At 53.6% G+C, this 18,087-nt stretch carries 16 protein-coding genes; 8 read left to right on the top strand and 8 right to left on the bottom strand.

Annotated features, from left to right (window positions below):
* Positions 1-99 precede the first annotated feature (99 nt).
* The 7 genes from HFP08_RS20900 (at position 100) to HFP08_RS20870 (ending at position 7,900) form a co-directional block, all read left to right on the top strand.
* Positions 100-999, top strand: a complete 900-nt coding sequence (locus HFP08_RS20900) for a carbohydrate ABC transporter permease (protein WP_168122553.1) — start codon at positions 100-102, stop codon at positions 997-999.
* 20 nt (positions 1,000-1,019) lie between these two features.
* The gene (locus tag HFP08_RS20895; RefSeq protein ID WP_168122552.1) at positions 1,020-1,880 is read left to right on the top strand and encodes a carbohydrate ABC transporter permease; all 861 of its coding nucleotides are present in this window, start codon (positions 1,020-1,022) and stop codon (positions 1,878-1,880) included.
* Positions 1,881-1,951: 71 nt separating this feature from the next.
* On the top strand, positions 1,952-2,932 hold the full coding sequence (locus HFP08_RS20890) for a GNAT family N-acetyltransferase (RefSeq protein ID WP_168122551.1): 981 nt from the start codon (positions 1,952-1,954) through the stop codon (positions 2,930-2,932).
* Positions 2,932-3,648 (top strand): PIG-L deacetylase family protein, encoded by a 717-nt coding sequence (locus tag HFP08_RS20885; RefSeq protein WP_168122550.1) that lies wholly within the window; start codon positions 2,932-2,934, stop codon positions 3,646-3,648. The genes HFP08_RS20890 and HFP08_RS20885 overlap by 1 nt, the downstream gene beginning before the upstream one ends.
* Positions 3,649-4,089: 441 nt before the next feature.
* On the top strand, positions 4,090-5,235 hold the full coding sequence (locus HFP08_RS20880; RefSeq protein ID WP_168122549.1) for an exo-beta-N-acetylmuramidase NamZ family protein: 1,146 nt from the start codon (positions 4,090-4,092) through the stop codon (positions 5,233-5,235).
* A 379-nt stretch (positions 5,236-5,614) separates the two neighbouring features.
* Positions 5,615-6,601, top strand: a complete 987-nt coding sequence (locus tag HFP08_RS20875) for an N-acetylglucosamine kinase (RefSeq protein WP_168122548.1) — start codon at positions 5,615-5,617, stop codon at positions 6,599-6,601.
* A gap of 111 nt (positions 6,602-6,712) precedes the next feature.
* Positions 6,713-7,900: an anhydro-N-acetylmuramic acid kinase gene (locus tag HFP08_RS20870; RefSeq protein ID WP_168122547.1), complete on the top strand. Its 1,188-nt coding sequence runs from the start codon at positions 6,713-6,715 to the stop codon at positions 7,898-7,900.
* Between the two features lie 13 nt (positions 7,901-7,913).
* On the opposite strand, the gene HFP08_RS20865 is transcribed toward HFP08_RS20870, so the two are convergent.
* From HFP08_RS20865 to HFP08_RS20855, 3 genes are all read right to left on the bottom strand, one after another.
* Entirely contained in the window at positions 7,914-8,324 is a 411-nt protein-coding gene (locus HFP08_RS20865) for a VOC family protein (RefSeq protein ID WP_168122546.1), read from the bottom strand.
* 149 nt (positions 8,325-8,473) lie between these two features.
* Positions 8,474-9,376: an HNH endonuclease gene (locus HFP08_RS29365; RefSeq protein ID WP_240941661.1), complete on the bottom strand. Its 903-nt coding sequence runs from the start codon at positions 9,374-9,376 to the stop codon at positions 8,474-8,476.
* Positions 9,363-9,542 carry a hypothetical protein gene (locus HFP08_RS20855; RefSeq protein ID WP_168122545.1) on the bottom strand — a complete coding sequence of 60 codons (180 nt, stop codon included), beginning with the start codon at positions 9,540-9,542 and terminating at the stop codon, positions 9,363-9,365. Before HFP08_RS20855 ends, HFP08_RS29365 begins: the two co-directional genes overlap by 14 nt.
* A gap of 223 nt (positions 9,543-9,765) precedes the next feature.
* Between HFP08_RS20855 and HFP08_RS20850 the strand changes: the two genes are divergently transcribed.
* Positions 9,766-10,647: an AraC family transcriptional regulator gene (locus HFP08_RS20850; RefSeq protein ID WP_206109300.1), complete on the top strand. Its 882-nt coding sequence runs from the start codon at positions 9,766-9,768 to the stop codon at positions 10,645-10,647.
* Between the two features lie 375 nt (positions 10,648-11,022).
* Here HFP08_RS20850 and HFP08_RS20845 read toward each other — a convergent pair whose 3' ends face one another.
* The 5 genes from HFP08_RS20845 to HFP08_RS20825 form a co-directional block, all read right to left on the bottom strand.
* A complete protein-coding gene (locus HFP08_RS20845) occupies positions 11,023-11,244 on the bottom strand; it encodes a hypothetical protein (protein ID WP_481856590.1) in 222 nt (73 codons plus the stop codon).
* 50 nt (positions 11,245-11,294) lie between these two features.
* Positions 11,295-12,629 carry a sulfatase-like hydrolase/transferase gene (locus tag HFP08_RS20840; protein WP_168122542.1) on the bottom strand — a complete coding sequence of 445 codons (1,335 nt, stop codon included), beginning with the start codon at positions 12,627-12,629 and terminating at the stop codon, positions 11,295-11,297.
* Positions 12,630-12,877: 248 nt separating this feature from the next.
* On the bottom strand, positions 12,878-13,756 hold the full coding sequence (gene aguB, locus HFP08_RS20835; RefSeq protein ID WP_168122541.1) for an N-carbamoylputrescine amidase: 879 nt from the start codon (positions 13,754-13,756) through the stop codon (positions 12,878-12,880).
* A gap of 103 nt (positions 13,757-13,859) precedes the next feature.
* The gene (locus HFP08_RS20830) at positions 13,860-14,897 is read right to left on the bottom strand and encodes an agmatine deiminase family protein (protein ID WP_168122540.1); all 1,038 of its coding nucleotides are present in this window, start codon (positions 14,895-14,897) and stop codon (positions 13,860-13,862) included.
* 123 nt (positions 14,898-15,020) lie between these two features.
* On the bottom strand, positions 15,021-18,086 hold the full coding sequence (locus HFP08_RS20825; protein ID WP_168122539.1) for a hybrid sensor histidine kinase/response regulator: 3,066 nt from the start codon (positions 18,084-18,086) through the stop codon (positions 15,021-15,023).
* Position 18,087: the final 1 nt, after the last annotated feature.

Below are 18,087 nucleotides of genomic sequence, written 5' to 3'. Positions count from 1 at the left end.
CCTTCAACCGGGCGGCTATCCGACATTACATCGGCAATACCGAATTCATTTCTACCCGTGTACATTTCATGAAGCGACAGCGGAAAGGAGTCTTGCGTAATGGCTCGAGCAACGAAAATCAAAAATCGCTTAAATCGAGGAGACAGCGCTTGGGCATATGCCTTTATCGCAGTCGCACTCGTTGTGTACGCCTTATTCACAGCATACCCCGTCATAAGCGCATTTCTGATCAGCTTTCAAGAATACAAACCACTAGGCTCCACCTATATTGGACTGGACAATTATGCGGACATCTTCTCCAGCGACTTATTCTGGAGATCGGTCAAGAACACGATTGTCTACACCGTATTAACTGTACCTGTAGCATTAATTATCGCTTTTGCTATCTCGATTCTGATTATGCCCCTGCAGAAATGGGCCCAGACCACGTTCAAGGCGGTTTACTATCTTCCTGCGGTTGCGTCAGGCGTAGCATTATCCGTTGTATGGCTATGGATCTACGATCCGATGCCCGGCGGTATTTTGAATCAAATTATTGGACTGTTCGGCATCGACAATCAGAACTGGCTCGGTACCAGCGCCACCTCCATGTTCTCGCTCGTTCTCATGTCCTGGCTGTCCAGCCACGGCACAAGCATTATTATCTATGTCGCGGCTTTGCTCGGCATCGATTCCAGCTATTATGAGGCGGCAGACATCGACGGTGCTAACTTTTGGCAGAAAATGTGGCATATCGTCATCCCATGCCTGAAGCCGACAACGCTATTCCTGTTGGTAACCGGCGTGATCGGATCCTTCCAGGTGTTCCAGAACGCTTACCTGATGACAGGCGGCGGACCGGATCACTCAACAACGATGGTTGGACTTCTGATTTTCGATACCGCGTTCAAATATTTCGAATTCGGCAAGGCTGCGGCTCAGTCGCTTGTGCTTGCGCTTATTATCGGCATCGTCGCTTTCTTCCAGTTCAAGGTGCTTGGGAAAGACATCGAATATTAAAGTAGAAGGAGGGATCCCTCTTGGGACTGTTTAACTTACACTTAGGAAATCGCTCGCTCAGATACACACGCAACACCATAATCGTCATCCTCCTTCTGCTGTTTGCGCTCGCAACGTTATTCCCGATCTATTTCATGATCATGTCTTCCTTCGGCGATCCGGTAGAAGCAGGGGCGATCAGCTATTCGATCCTGCCAACCCACTTTTCATTCGATTCATACAAATTCTTCTTCGACTTCAGCGAATATTCGTACCGTTGGATTCTGAATTCACTGATTGTCTCAACCATCCTGATGGTATCGAATGTCATCTTCGCCACTGTGGCGGGCTATGCATTCTCCAAGATTGAGTTCCGTGGGCGCAATGTGCTGTTCGCCGTGCTGCTTGCGGCCATGATGATACCGTATCAGGTGACACAGGTTCCGCTCTATATTCTGATCGTGAACATCTTCCAGGTTCAGAATACGTATGGCGCGCTCATTATGCCGACGCTTGTGAATGTGTATAACATCTTCCTGGCCAAACAATTCATGAGCACCATTCCGAAGGAAATTATCGAAAGCGCCAAGGTGGAGGGCTCGAGTCAGTTCGGCATCTTCGTCCGATTGATTATGCCGCTCTCGAAGACGGTTATGGCTGTTATGGCCATTCTGACCTTCATGGAGTCCTGGAACGTCTTTTTCTGGCCGTTCCTCGTGACGAACACAATGGATATGCAGACGATTCAAGTCGGTCTGAAAAACTTCCGTTTCGCCAACACCACCTACTTCGCGCCTATGATGGCGGGAGCCACAATCTCGGCGCTGCCGATGTTCATCCTGTTCTTCAGCTTGCAGCGCTACTTCCTGGAGGGCGTAACGGTCGGCGCGGTGAAGGGCTGACAAGAGTGTGAGTAAGGAGGCGCTTGCGTCCACCAAAGAAGGCTCTGCAAAACGAAACAAGGAGTGACAGCATGCTTGCAGCTTGGGATAACCGATACGCAGACGATGTCATTGCATTATGGAACAAAATGGCTGTCCGGGACAGCTACAAGGAGATGACGCCGGAGAGCTTCTCCGGCATCTTTCTTAACAACCCATACTTCGACGGTAAAAACACCTTTGTATGGCTGGAGGACGGCGCTGTTGCCGGGTTTGCATGCGGATGCACCGGCGACGATCTGCCGCTTGGCGATATCGCCGGCTATATCACATGCATCGTGATCGATGGAGGCGATGCAAGCATTGAAAGTCAGCATCGCTATAAAACGATGCTTGCAGCGCTCGAAATGCGCTTCCGCGAGCTTGGCAAGAAGCAAGCAGATGTGCTGTTCTTCAATCCGATGCAGCTTCCATGGTACATTCCGGGCACAGACCGGCATGAGCATAACAATGCCCCGGGCGTGCCAATCGGCAGCGCCCTTCATTCGTTGCTGCTGCAATCCGGCTATGCTGAGCGTGCCGTGGAGAACGCAATGTATTTGAAGCTCGGCAGCTTCGAAGTGCCTGAGAGCATCTTGGCGAAGGAAGCGCAAGCAGTGGAAGACGGTTATACCGTCGAGCTGTTCGACCGCGATAAGCACAGCGGTATACGCGAAATGCTGGATGCTCTTGGCAATCCGCTCTGGCGGAAGGAAATCGGCGAGAGCTGCGAGAATGGCACTCCCGTCGTTATTGCGGCCTTGCGCGGACAAGCGGTCGGATTTGCAGGACCGGTCATTCGTCAAGCGAACGGACGGGGTTATTTTGCCGGCATTGGGGTGCATCCCGAGCATGAAGGACATGGACTCGGTTCGAGCCTGTTCTTCCGCTTGTGCGAGGCATTCCAGACGATCGGCACGGATTATATGAGTCTATATACCGGCAGCAACAACCCTGCCATTCGCATTTATGAGAGAGCCGGATTCAAGACTGTGAAGCAATTCGCCATCATGAGAAGGGAGCTTGAACAATAATGAGCGAGACTAACAACAGAGAACCGATTACAATTCTGGGCATAGGCGCCCATGTGGGAGACGTGGAGCTGGTAGCCGGCGGCGTGCTGGCGAGCCACTATTTGAAAGGCGATAAGATCGCAACGCTGGCCCTGACGGCCGGCGAGCGCGGCGTTCCCGCCGGACGCGACATGGCGGAGTATCGCGAGCAGAAGGTGCGCGAGGCGCATACGTTCGCGGGGATGCTTGGCGGCGAAGCGCGCGTCTTCGAAATTCCCGACGGCGAGGTGCCGGATGATCAAGACATTCGTCTGCGCGTGTGCGACGTCATTCGCGAGGTGAAGCCAAATATCATTATTACGCATCATCGCAACAGCATGCACAAGGATCACGCCACGACGCATCGCATCGTGAACGATGCCCGTTTCTTCGCGGGTCTCGCCTCCGTTGAGCGCGAGCTTCCCCATCATTTCGCCTCCAAGCTGTATTACGGCGAGAACTGGGAGGATGCGGTCGACTATGTGCCTTACGTGTACGTGGACTTTGATCAGAAGGCGTTCGATCTATGGATTGAAGCATTGTCGACCCATTGGTTCGTAACAGGCAGCAAATCGTTCAACTATATGGACTATTACAAATCGCTCGCTCGCGTTCGCGGCCTGGAGGCGCGCAAGGAATATGCCGAGACGTTCATGATCGCTCCAGAGAACATGAAGCTGAGACAATCGGAGCTGTAAGGAGCACAACTGAAGCAGGCACGACCCAGCGGGGCGGGAGTATCAACTGCACACGGGACATTCGGCGGCATTCAGCTCGCACAGTTGCTGCCAGTTGCGTCCCATCTATTCGCTCAGCATCCACTCGGTCAGCTTTCACCGCATGATGAAAAAACTCTAACGAATGCTGATAGCGTTATTTGCTCTTTTTGAGCTTCCATCGAAATCTAACGAATATTCATAACCTTATTTAGCGATATGAGGCAACATAAGCCTTTCTATACTGCCAATAGCGATATCAATCTTCGTTACATTCATAAAATGGCTGGTTTGAGTAGAATAACGCTGTGAACCTTCGTTAGCTTCTGTCTGATGTACTAGTGGAATCGGCAAGCTTTGATCTAATAACAAACACAGGACGAGCGCGCATGCCTCGTCCTCTTCTATAGGAGGCCACTGTTCATGAATCTGCGTTACGGCATAGACCGCATTGACGATTATGCTGCTTTATTCAGCGGCAAACGGCTTGGACTTATTACGTCGCCGACAGGGATGTCTGCTGACTTCCGCTCCACGATTGATATTTTGCATGAGAAGTTCCATCTTGCCGCCCTGTTCTCGCCCGAGCACGGCGTTCGCGGCGATCAAGCCGCCGGAGCGTTCGTTGAAACGTATGAAGATCCCGCTACGGGGGTTCCTGTACACAGTCTCTATCGCAAGGATTCCAAGAGGCTGACGCCGGACATGCTCGATCTGGTCGATATGGTCGTCTACGATATCGCGGATGTCGGCGCGCGCTATTATACGTTTATCTATACGATGCTCTACGCGCTTGAGGACTGCGCCGCCGCGGGCAAAGCCTTCGTCGTGCTCGATCGGCCGAATCCGCTTGACGGCTTGACGGTTGAGGGAAATGTGCTGAAGGATGGCTTCCGCTCGTTCGTCGGCAACTACTCGTTGGCCGTTCGCTACGGATTGACTGCGGGAGAAGTCGCGACGATGGCGAACGAGGAGCAAGGGCTGGGAGCCGAGCTACATGTCGTGAAATGCGACGGCTGGCAGCGCGAGATGCGCTTCTCTGAGTCTGGGAAGGCATGGATTCCTCCATCCATGGGCATTCCTCGGTACCATACGGCGTTACTCTATCCAGGCACTTGCCTGTTCGAGGGTACGAACCTGTCCGAAGGACGCGGCACGACCGCTCCGTTCGAGATCATCGGCGCGCCGTTTGTCGATGCGGACCGGCTGGCTGCCGAGATGAACAAGAAGGGGCTGCTCGGCGCGCATTTCCGCCCCGTTTATTTCAAGCCGACGTTTTCCAAGCACGAAGGAGAGCTGTGCGGCGGCGTCTATGTCCATGTGCTGGATGAAGCGCTCTTGCGTCCTGTCGAGCTTGGCGTTACGCTATTATTCACCGTGAAGGAGCTGTTCCCCGAGGCGTTCGCGTTCCTCCCTCCCGTTCGGGAAGGCGGCAGGCCGTTCATCGATTTGTTGTGCGGAGACAGCGCGTACCGGGAAGTGACGGTCGATGTGAAGAGCCTGCTTGCGGGTTTTGCGGAAGAGAGCCGAACATTTGCCAAGAGGAAAAGCGCTTTTCATTTGTACTGAGGCTCGGCTCGGGGAGATCGGTCAGCCCCCCTAATTCCGGAGTGTAGCCTAACGGTCACAATTGAGGCTGTCGATTAACTGTGGGCTGGGCTGCAATGCTGATTTTCAGAGCTGCAGCTTCAAATGCGGAACTGGCTGAGGTGTTCCATAAGCAGGTGATCCACAGGTAATCGACAGCCTCGCGGATGACCGTAAGAGAAGGTAATAAGGGGCATCTGCTAAACGGACAAAATGTCTGTTAAACATCCGAATAAGTAAAAACGAGCTTCTAAAGGCCGCAAAGGAAGCTGTCGATTCATAGTGTACAGGGATATCGCTTCAAACACATGATTTTCAAGCGAAGAATCGCGCAAAATAAACAGAAAGTGGGTGCATCCACATGCGTTACGTTGCGGGGCTGGACGGCGGCGGCACAAAGACCGCTGTCGCCATTGCAGATGAATATGGACGGGTTATCCATGAATTCGTCGCGGGACCTCTCAATTACAATGGCGGCGAGGAAGCGGCTATTCGCGCTACGCTCGCGCAGATCTATGAGGTGATTTGTCATGAATGCCGTCGTCACTCAACTGAGAGAGGCGCCCATGAAGACGCTTCTGGCCATGTTGACGGCGCTCGCACCATTCCTGCGACAGATGAAGATGAAGGCTGCTCGGTCATCTGCATCGGCGCTGCCGGCATCAGCAATCCGCTTGTAAGCGGCCGGCTTACCTCCGGACTGCGGGAGGCGGGATATCGGGGCAAGCTCGTGCTTGTCGGCGATCATGAAACGGCGTTATGCGGCGCGCATGAGGGATTGACAGGCATGATTCTCATTGCAGGCACAGGCTCGATCGCTTACGGTCGCAACTCGGACGGCAAGACCCACCGGGCCGGCGGCTTCGGCCATCTCATCGATGACGAAGGCAGCGGCTACAGCATCGGGCGCGACCTGCTCTCCGCCGTCGTGAAAGCCGATGACGGCAGACTGAATCCCACCCTCTTGTCCGGGCTCGTCTACGAATGGCTGAAGCTTGAAACCATTAGCGATATTGTCGGTTTTGTCTATGATAAGAACCGAGGCAAGAAAGATATTGCCGCGCTTGCGCCGCTGCTGTCGGTAGCCTGCGATGCGGGCGATGCGGCTGCACTGGCGATAGCGGAGAAGCACGCCTTCTCGCTTGTCGAAACCGCGGCGGCGATTGTTCAGAAGCTGGACATGGCGAACGGCGAGCTTGCCCTGCTCGGAAGCGTACTGCAGCGTAATCGACAGATCCGCGAGGCGTTCGAGACGATGCTTAGAGAGAAATTCCCGATGCTGCAATGCATCGATGGGAAGAAGGATGCCGCCTACGGCGCTGTTATACTGGCGCTGGATGCGCTGTGACAGCATAGGCAGTTCGCGCCGGGCTCTTCTGGAACGGCCGCTCTCACGGGAAGGAGCATCGGCAACCTTGTCAACTATTGCGATCAGAATATCTGAAGGAGTGATTGAATCATGTTGAAATGGAGCTCGAGGATGGGGGGCGCGCTGGCGGTTGGTCTCATGTCCGGCACTTCGCTCGACGGCGTGGACGCTGCCGTCGTTCGAATCGACGGAATGGGCCTCAAAGCGAAGGTACAACTGTTGCATTACTATACACGCCCTTACGACGATCGGCTTCGCGATAGATTGAAGGAGATTTGCGACCCCGCATCCTCCGATGTGTCGCGCATTGCGGGCATGAATGTCTACATGGGCGAGCTGTTCGCGTCTGCTGCGCTTGAAGCGATTAAGGAAGGGGGACTGCGGCCCGAGGACATCGATTTCATAAGCTCGCATGGACAGACCGTTTGGCATATGCCGGAAGCCGTCCCAGACGACCCCTTCCTCGCTCGATCAACCTTGCAGATTGGCGACCTCTCTGTTATCGCGAAGCGCACAGGCATCTTGACTGTCGGCGATTTCAGACCTGCCGACATGGCCGTCGGCGGACAAGGAGCGCCGCTCGTTCCCTACGGCGACCTCATCCTGTTCCGTCATGCGGCGAAAGGTCGTCTGCTCCAGAACATCGGCGGCATCGGCAATTGCACGGCCGTACCGGCAGGGGCCGGTCCCGAGGAGCTGTTCGCTTTTGATACGGGACCCGGCAACATGATTATCGACCAGGCTGTCCATACCTTGACGGAAGGCCGAATGAGCTATGACGATGGAGGCGCATGGGCAGCGCTTGGCAAGCCGGACGAGGCGCTCGTCGAAGAGCTGATGTCGCATCCTTACTTCCGCATGGCCCCGCCGAAGTCGACCGGTCGTGAGCTGTTCGGGGCCGCCTATACGGCGGAGTTCCTGGCGAAAGCCGCGGAGAAGCAGCTCGAGCCTGCCGATATCGTCGCAACGGCCACTGCCTTCACCGCGCACACAATTGCGAACGCGGTGCAGAAGCTTGTCATCCCCCGCTGCCCGATCGACGAAGTGCTCGTCAGCGGCGGCGGCGCGCACAATCGCGCGCTGATGAAGATGCTGGCCGAGCTTCTTCCGCAGCAAACCATCATCAACACCGGCTCCCTCGGCCTTGCCGACGACGCGAAAGAAGCGGTAATCTTCGCTTTGCTCGGACACGGCTTCCTCTGCGGCGATGCCAATAACATCCCCGCGGCGACCGGAGCGGAACACCCGACTGTGATGGGCAAGCTCGCTTTGCCGTAAGCTAGTTCACGGTTTACGTCAGCGCCTGTCGCCGAAAACGCTTGATCGCTTCCTCGGTCACCGGCTCGAAGAGGTTGACGAGATTGCCGTCGGGATCGCGGAATAGAATAGAACGGTTCCCCCATGGCATCGTAGTCGGCTCCATTACCCAATCCTGGACAATCGACTTCAAGCGCTCGTATTCGGCTTCGATATTCTCCACGCGAAACTCGAGAATGACCGTATGATTTTGAGCCGCCGCTGCGGAGTCGGCTCCGAATAGCTGCGTGGTCTGGGAGTGGCCGATTGCCAATGTGCATGACGACACGAGGAGCTCGGCAAAAACAGGCGCGAGGCGCTCCGCCGAAACAGCCAGAACCTCCTCATAGAACTCGACGAGACGATCCACGTCATCAGTAATGATGCGTACAGAAGCAAAATTCACAAGATATCATCCTTCCAATTCGAAATCGTATAATAGTCTACATGCTTGATTATAAAAAAACGCTGCTGACAACATCATGTCAGTAGCGTTCAACTCTTTCTAGAATTTCCTCACTCATGAATCCAGACTCGCAACATCATTGCGTTCAATCATTCCAGCTGATCCGAAAAACGCGTCATGAAATCGTCGAGATCATGGCTCGCCTTCAATTGATTGCATTCATAGCAAGCGCAGACGCAATTCATCGGCGTCGTATGGCCGCCCTTGGCGCGCGGCAGTTTATGATCGATCGTGTCGCCGTATTTCCCGCAGAAGTGACAAGTATATGCATCGCGCGTCAAGACCATTCGGCGAAACTCCTTATTGCTGAACAAACGTCTGATCGTGCTTCGATTGACGACGACCGCGGCGCCTTCCTTCACCAGCACCTCTGCAAGCTCGGGATCGATCTCCTGATACCACTTGCGTCCGTTGTCCGACTTGCCCCGCATGCGGATAAAGCCTTGCCTGGTCGGCTTCAGCATGGACGCGTCATGCGGGTCATGGCGGTCTCGCGGCAACATCGCCTGTCCGGTAGCCGCCCCGGATCTCCTTCCTTTTGCCGAATAGCCAGGCGTCTTGCCGCCCGGCAAGCTGCTCTTGGACGCTTCGTTCCTTTGATGATTCTTGCCTGCCATAGCGCCAGACTTGGCTCTACCTGGCTTCTCCTGCCTTGACGCGTCGCCGGCAGGCTTGTCGCGAGCAGGCTCCTCGCGCCTCGTTGTTTGTTGAGTCCCCTTGCTCCTTTCATGCACACCGAAGTGCGATACTCCGACGGTTTCTCCCGTTGCGCCTATTGACACGTCGCCATGCGTTCCTTTCCCGATTGAGCCGCTTCTTCTCTTCCGCTTGCGCTTAGGCTTCTTGCGCTCGGTAGCCGCAGAAGATACCGATCCCGTCCGTTCAGCCGCTTCCACGGCAATGGCCTGCTCCGGCTTATCCGCTTGACTAATCGTATGCAGCTTATCGGCCAGAGCTCTCCCTGTTGACGCATCCCCCTCACTCGCCATCATCGTTGCGCGTTCGCCAGAGCTTTGCGAAGGCGTTGTAGGCGCTGAATGCGATGCTATATGTTGTCTGCATGCCCTGCATGTGCCGCGGCGGCTCTGCTTCCCCGACCTCCTGCCCGTTCTGCGCAGGAAATCGGCGAGAGGCTTGATCGCTCCGCATTGCGAGCATGCTTTCGTCTTCTGATATAATGAATCTGAATGATCCCTATGTATAGTTGTCATGCCCCAAGTATAGCACATTTCGGACATATCTTATCTATCCAACATGGGAAGTTCCGCCATCCTGGGACAATTCCGTTCTAGTCCATATCGACCTGTTCCAAGTCCGCACAGAATGTCAGGATGCACAGAGGAACCCATGCTATTCTGTATATCGAAGGAAGGTTATGCGAATGGAAGCTTTGCAAAGAATGAAGGATGCGCTCGATTATATCGAGGATCATTTGCTGGAATCACCGGCGATCGACGAGATCGCCCGGCAAGCCTATATGTCGCCTTTTCACTTTCAGCGCATGTTCCATATGCTAATCGGCATGACGCTCGCGGAATATATGCGAAGACGCAAGCTGACGCTCGCCGCGCAGGAGCTGGCTTCGACCTCGGCCAAGGTCGTTGATGTTGCAATGAAGCATGGCTATGAATCCCCGGAAGCGTTCGCGAAAGCTTTTCGCAAAATTCATGGTATATCTCCTTCCGTTGCCCGCTCGTCAGGCGTTCCGCTCAAAGCATTTCCGCGTATAAGCTTCCAGCTATCTTTGAAGGGAGAGAAGGAAATGGATTATCGCATGGAAGAGAAAGCCGGCTTCACCGTCATTGGAGAGGAGCTTCATACAACCTGCAAGGAGGGGGAGAACCTTCGTGAAATTCCAAAGTTTTGGGGAAGGGCGAACGAAGACGGCTTGGTTAGCAAGCTCGCAGAACTGGAGGATGCGGGGGAACTAGTGGGGCTATGCCTGGATATGAAACCCGGCTCCGAGGAATTCACATATATGATCGGCAGGCAGCTTCAAGAGCATTCGGCAGCTTCTCGCGAGCTTCTGAGAAGCCCGGGCTTCTCCGAACGAGAAGTAGGCGCCTACTCGTGGGCCGTCTTCACCGCAACCGGTCCGATGCCGGGCGCCATCCAGACCTTGTTCAGCCGTATTTTCCAGGAATGGTTCCCGGCTACGGGCTATGAGCATGCGGGCGGCCCCGAAATCGAGGTCTATCCTCCCGGCAATCCTTACGCGGACGACTATCGAAGCGAGGTATGGATTCCCGTTGTGAAGAAGTAAGGCCGAGTTGCAGGCACTCCCATTATTGCAAATGAATAATCTGCTCCGTTCGCAGCCTCCCCGGAATCCAGCGGTCGTGACGGGAGGCTCGGCGAATATGCGAAAAAAGCCTGCCAGAAGCAGGCTTTTCTTTGACATCTAGGATGAAACCTCGGTAAGAGATTTGAATAGAGCCGGCTTGGGAACGCTAACAAAACTGGATACCGTTAAGTCCGTAAAAAGACATCCCATTCAAATCTAACGAAAATCTATCGTCTTATTCCATCGTTTCGGGCTGAAATCATGCTCCCTTTGATGCAATAACGATATCAATCTTCGTTAGATTTACGCAGGCTGGAGATTCAGGCGTTTAACGTTATGAATCTTCCTTATTCATTAGAATCCCATCGCAGCATAAGCTCCGGCCGCCGCAGATAGATAATACGCCAGCCCCGTCTGCTGATCCTCCAGCATCCTCAGATGGAATTCGTCCTCGAGGAAGAATCGTGTCTGAGCTGCAAACGCCTCTCCCGTAAACGCATGTCCATGCGCGTTCAAAAATACCAGATGCGCGCGAATGTGTTTCATAATGCCTTCATCGGTATGCTTCATGCCCATCCGTAAACCTTCCGCCATAGGGGAGAGGCAAGAGGTAGCTGGATAAGCAGCTATAGACCGAATCGCAGTTCCTTGCGTCTACGTCGAAATTCGGCGACCCGCTCGGCGTATCGACGATGCTCGATTACATTCTCAAGCTCCCCGGGATCTTCCGCGAGATCAAAGAGAACCTCCGGCATATGGGGGCCGTAATACTGATATTTCAATTCATCCCGCTTGATCATTAGATTCCTGCCGCCGAATTGCGAAACCGACTCATTATCCCAGTCCCCGTCTTCTTCGCCGTGCATCAGCGGGAGGAGACTGCGGCTGTCCAGATCGTCCGGCATCGGTATATCCGTAATATCGCATAAGGTGGCGAACAAATCGCATAGATTGACATTCTCATCAACAACCTTCCTTTGGCCGCTCTGTCCGGGCAAGGCAATCAAGAGCGGCACGCGGACGCTTCCCTCGTAAAACTTCTGTTTCTCCCATATGCCGTGCTCCCCGAGCATCTCGCCATGATCGCTCGTATAGATAATGACCCAATCGTCCATGCTTTGTCCTGCATGCTCCAGTGCGCTCACAACCCGTCTATACATGTCGTCAACGGTTTCGACCATGCCGTAATAAGCGGCCGTCGCCCTCCTGATTTCTCGCTCGGAAGCATCCGCGCCCGGAACGACCTGTCTCTCTGCAAGAAACGGATGCTCGGACGGCTTCTCCGACAAGTACGGCTGCACGCGATTCAAGTAATAATTGAATTTCTCTTCCGAGGTCAGATACGGATAATGCGGCTGAACCAGACTCACCTTCAGCAGAAGCGGAGCATCCTGTTCCCTGTCGTAATACGGACTGTTGAAATAATGATTAATGAACTGGATCGCGCCTTGCACCGTATACTCGTCCTTCTCGACGACCGGGCCCTTCCCGATTCCCGCACGCTGAATCTCCTTCGCGTCCGACCACTTGTTCATCGGTCTGTGCAGCTTCTCGAAATCCTCCATGGAACGGTGGGGTATGAAGGACGGCGCTACCTTCGTATCATTGCCGATTCTCTCGATCCAGCCTTGCATTTGATCGGGGCCGTAATGATGGAGCTTGCCGCATGCAACCGTTTGATAGCCGTACTGCGACAGCCTTCGCGAGAAGGTCATATGGCCCGGCGCCAAATCCTCGCCATACACCTCGCAACCGCAGTGACGCGGGAATTGCCCCGCCATCATGCTCTGCCGCCCCGGAATGCAGATGGGCGAAGGCGTATAAGCATGACTGAATGCCGTCCCTCTCGCCGCAAGCTCATCCAGGAAGGGTGTACGAACAATCGCGTTCCCCTCGTATCCCGCAACATCGGCCCGATGCTCGTCACTCATCAGAAACAGTATGTTTGGACGTTTTTTCATTCCTGCTCCTCCTTTCTCTCCTCTTTCCAATGTACATAAGCCCGGCCTTCATGACAATCCACAATAATTGCGAAGTCTCCAGGCAAAAATTGTGGATTTGATAAAATCGTTTATATCAGAGTCTTGTCGTCAAAAGGTTCAATCGCTCGGAATTGTATGAAAAATAGAACGCAAATAAGCGCCACAAGTCGTCTGTCCCGACTTGCAGCGCTCATCATGAATGGCTATTGCCAATCGACTGCCGCCTCTTACCTGAGTCTCTGCTCCCCATCGTACGAAGCGATCGCGCCGTACAGCTCGGGACGACGATCGCGGAAGATGCCCCATTCGATCCTCTGAACCTCCAACTGATCCAGATCAAATTCCGCGACCAGAACGCCCGCCTCCGAGCGGCCCGCTTCCGCCACCTTGTTCCCCTGCGGACCCGCGATGAACGATGAGCCATAGAACGTAATGCTTGAATCCTCATCCGACTCCTCGCCGATCCGATTGGACGCGATGACTGGCACCAGATTGCAGGCGGCATGACCCAGCATGCACATCTGCCAATGATCCTTCGAGTCGATCGAGCCGTCCTGAGGCTCCGAGCCGATAGCTGTCGGATAGAACAGCAGCTCCGCGCCCATCAGCGCCATGCAGCGAGCGGCTTCCGGATACCATTGATCCCAGCACACGCCGACGCCGATCTTCGCATACCGCGTCTTCCACACCTGGAATCCGGTATCTCCCGGATTGAAATAGAACTTCTCCTCATAGCCCGGACCGTCCGGAATGTGGCTCTTCCGATATTTGCCCAGTACCTCGCCGTCCGCGTCAATAACCGCAAGCGAATTGTAGCGCGCGTTGTTCTTCTTCTCATAGAAGCTGATCGGCAGTACGACCTGAAGCTCCTTCGCCACCTCGCGGAAATGGTTAACCGCCTTGTTCTCCTCAAGCTCGGTCGCGTAAGCGTAATAATCCGACTTCTCCTTCTGACAGAAGTACGGCGTCTCGAACAGCTCCTGCAGCAGAATAATCTGCGCTCCTTGCGACGCTGCCTCCCGCACCAACTCGTCCGCCTTGCGGATATTCTCCTCTATATTTGCACTGCAGCTCATCTGCGTAGCCGCAACCTTCACCATTCTCATGGCCAATCACCCTCCTCGAAAATAACCATTCCCTCTCGCTTCTCCGTGTCAATCCGATAACTGTTGGCAGAGCCAGAGCCGCTCCTATCGCAGCGGTCTAATCTTACCTGCGCCCAGCCGGCATCTGCTGCGTCGTGCAATGCACGTTGCCGCCTTCGCTTATGATCGTCATGCCGTCGATCGTCCGAATCCGGCGATCGGGGAATGCAGCCGCCAGCGCTTCCATCGCCTTGCGGTCCGTCTCTGCGGCCGCGCCTCCGAATATCGGCAGAATGATGCCGCCATTGACGAAGTAGAAGTTCAAGTAGCTCAGCGTCAGCCTCGCTCCTTCATACTCCGCATAGGGCGGCTGCTCCAGCTCGATCACCTCAAGCTTTCGTCCGCGAGCATCAACCGCTTCTTTCAGGATGCGCAGATTCTCCTGCGTAATTTCATAATTGTCATCCGAGGGGTGATGGCAAACCTGCAGAATCACCTTGCCCGGCGCGGCAAAGCAAGCCACATTGTCTACATGACCGTCCGTCTCATCGCCGCTTAGCCCCCGCTTCAGCCAAATGATTGACTCCACGTTCACATAGTCCTTCACGCAAGCCTCGATTTCCTCGCGGCTCAGCTCGGGATTGCGGTTCGTGTTAAGCAGGCATTCCTCGGTGGTGAGCAAGGTTCCCTCTCCGTCCGTATGAATAGAGCCGCCCTCCATCACGATCGGCGCATCGAATTTCCGCACGCCGACATGCTCAAGCACCTGTGGAGCTACGGCATCGTCGAGATCCCAAGGCTCGTATTTGCCTCCCCAAGCATTGAACCTCCAGTTGACGCCCGCAAGCTCTCCCGCATCATTCAGCAAGAAGGTCGGGCCATTATCGCGCAGCCAAGCATCATTATGGTCAATCGCCAGACAATCCACATTGTCGAGCTCCGCGAATAAACCGCTCACGCGCTCCAGATCCGCCGCATTGACGATTACGGTGACCGGCTCGAACTCGGCAATCGCTTTGACGAGCTCCGTATAATAGCTTCCGCTTACCCGCTCATAGTTGTCCGGATACACCATCGATTCCCGGATCGGCCAAGCGAGGAAGGTGCGTTCATGGGCCGCCCATTCCGCAGGCATTGTATACTTGCATTGTTTTGGATTCATTCGTCGTTCTGCCTCCATATCATTCTCATTCCATTCACTTCCAAAGCCCTTATCATGTCCCAGTCGGGACGTTCCTATCATATAACAAAACCTTGCCACTAACAATTGATCAAACGGACTCCCCTACGGCTTCTCTGTGTGCCCCAATAGAACGTGAGGTATGAGGAAGGACAGAGCAGCGCCTTCATTCGGCGCGCTTATAACGCTCAGCCCTGCTCCGTATAGCTTCTTTAGTCGATAATCGGTATTGCGGAGCCCGATTCCCTTTCGTGTTCTACCCTCACCGGGGGACAACACTCGCGCAATCTTCTCCCTGTCCATCCCGACTCCATTATCGTGAATCGCGATCTTGATATGGGCAGTCTCGCTGGAAACCGAGATTCGAATCGTTCCGCCTTGCGCACGCGGCATTATCCCATGCCGCACCGCATTCTCCACAAGCGGTTGAATAGTTAACGGCGGTATTGAAATCACCGAAAGCTGCGGAGTCAGTTCCTCATCCACTCTCCATACAACCTCCAAGCGATCGCCGAAACGTTCCTGCTCGATTCGCAAGTAGGCGCGTACAAGCTTCAATTCCTTGTCCAAGGTCGAAAGCTGATCTGAATTTTGAAAATCATAGCTATTGCGTAAATATTCACTAAATGCATCAATCAGATTACGCATTCGCTCCGTATCTATTTCACTTAACGCTGCAATCGCGTTTAGCGTATTAAACAAGAAATGAGGCTCAATCTGGGCCTGCATCCAGGCTGCTTCTATCCTTGCTTGCTCCCGAGCGGCTCTGGCGGCTTCCGTTAGCCCGTATACCCGTGCAAGCAGCTCCGTGCGATCAACAGGCTTGCTCAAATAGTCATTGGCTCCATATGCAAAGCCTGTTTCCATATCCTGTATTTGATTTTTTGCCGTTAAAAGCAATATAGGCAGCTCGGAATGCGAGAAATGCAAGCGAGCTTCTCGCGTTAGCTCATAGCCTGACATCCCTGGCATCATAATATCGGTTATTAATAAATCCCATGCTTCGGAATGAAGCCGTTCCAGCGCTTCTTTGGCAGAAGCAACCGACACGAGTATGTAACGATTTCCATCAAGCACATTCTCAAGCACATGCAAGTTCAGGGGATCGTCGTCCACAGCCAGAATACGGGGTTTCTCTCGGTGCTTGAGCAAGGAATGCAGTGAAGAATCATCTCTCGTCTCTACTTTCATATCAAGCATGGGATGATCGAGCATGTCCCATTGCTGCTGAATGGCAGATGTCTCTAACTCTTCCGTTTCATTAAGCGATGCCTTGCTCTTCATTGAAGCGGCGGAGGGCAAATGCAAGGTGAATATCGAGCCTTCATTCCTCTTCGAGCTGACCTTGATTGTTCCATGATGAAGCTCCGCCAACTGCCTGCTGATCGCAAGTCCCAGACCAAGACCGGATACATATTCCCCGGACTGTCCTCCTCCTTGCTCATAAGGGTGAAAAATCCGCAGCATAGTCGCCTCATCCATCCCGATGCCCGTATCGGCTACATGAATACGAACTTCGCCGCCAACCGCTTCGGCTTGAATGCAAATTTCACCCTTATGCGTAAATTTAATCGCGTTATGCAGCAAATTAAACAAAATTTGCAGCAAACGGCCTTCATCCGCATAGACCGGCGGAAGACGTCTGGATACTTCATTCTTAATGACAATCCGTTTGCCTTCCGTCATATAGCTCACCATATCCAGCAAACCGACCACGAGCGGCTGAAGATGCACCGGCTCCGGATTCAAGCGGATTTTCCCTTCCTTGAACCGGTCCAAATCAAGTAAATCATTCAGCATGAAGGTCATTCTCTTGCCAACGGAGAGCAGCAATCGCAAGCGTTCCTCGTTGCGAGAACCTTGATTGGCTGTCCCGCTCTCCAGAATAGCCTGCGCCATATTCATAATCGCATGCAACGGATTACGAAGCTCGTGAGCCGTATTGACGAGAAACTCATCCTTCTTTTTATTTGCCTGGAGCAAGCGCTCAGCCAACATCACGCTGGAGGAAGTCGCGCGAAAGTATCTTTTGAACCCATACAAGGAAAAGAAAAGAAAGGCAATAATCGTATCGAATGGATAGTACCCGCTCTCAATCAACCCGGTACTCTTAATAATCCCCCATGTCATATTCGACATTATCGCTGAGACGCCCAGAAGAATGAAGAGCATGTCGGCATCTCCCTTCCGATAAGCGCGAAAGGCTAGTATCGGAGCCATCAGGAAAAGTACGGCTGTCAGCAAGGTATGGAATGTATCCGTATAGCTGAGCAGCCTTGATGGCAGCACGACGATCAGCGCCGCATACAACAAGCACAGACGCATCAACCAGCGAGAGAAGACCGGCAGAGGGTAAGGAGACTCCATTGTCCTGATAAACTGCATATTGAATAGAGAAGCGCCCATAAAAGAAAGCAGAAGCAGCTTTGTTACCCATTCGTAGCTAATGGAGGTTCCACGCTGCAACAGCCGCTCATCATCAATCAGGATGCTCACTATCGCGCATGCTACCAGTAATGCAAAATAGATAATAGCCCGCTGTCGCACTCCTACGAAAAAAAGAATAAAAGAAAAAATGACATAGAGAAGCAGAAGCAAGCATACAGCTCCTTCAATCCCCATCGCGAGGAATGTCGACTTCTCCATCCGGGATGCAATTCCAATCTTAACGGGCTGAAGAATGCCGCTGAACGCATGATCCTCGAAATTCGAGACGAGAATAACAATTTGCAATTGATTTGTCTCTGGCTTGAACTCCCCCGAGAATGGAACATATCCCTTGACGACATTCTCGGCCGCGCTTGCAGGCTGTCCCGATTGAGCAAGCAATTGCCCATTTACGTACAAAGCCGCAGAAGATGGAACGGAAGGAACGCGAATCCGATAAGTCTGTCCGAGCGAGGCGTCTATATGGAGCTGCAAGCGATACGAGGCATATCCTCGGTCAGCGCCGCCATCCGATTTCATGGCGGCATCCCATTGCGAGGGAAGACGAACAAGCCTCGCTCCTGCAGGCTCTGCTTGCCCTGGAATAATGAACTGATGCGGGTAAAAGACCCATTCGCCATTAAGAGCCACGATCGGGGCCTGATCCCAATCCCAATCATACAGATTCAACCGTCCTTCATCCGCCTTCGCCTGTCCGGGAGCCATTTGCAGATAGAGCCACAAT

Origin of the sequence: Paenibacillus sp. HB172176 (assembly GCF_011947265.1) — a bacterium.
Classification (GTDB): Bacteria; Bacillota; Bacilli; order Paenibacillales; family Paenibacillaceae; genus Pristimantibacillus.
This window is presented reverse-complemented; position numbering and strand designations above follow the sequence as displayed.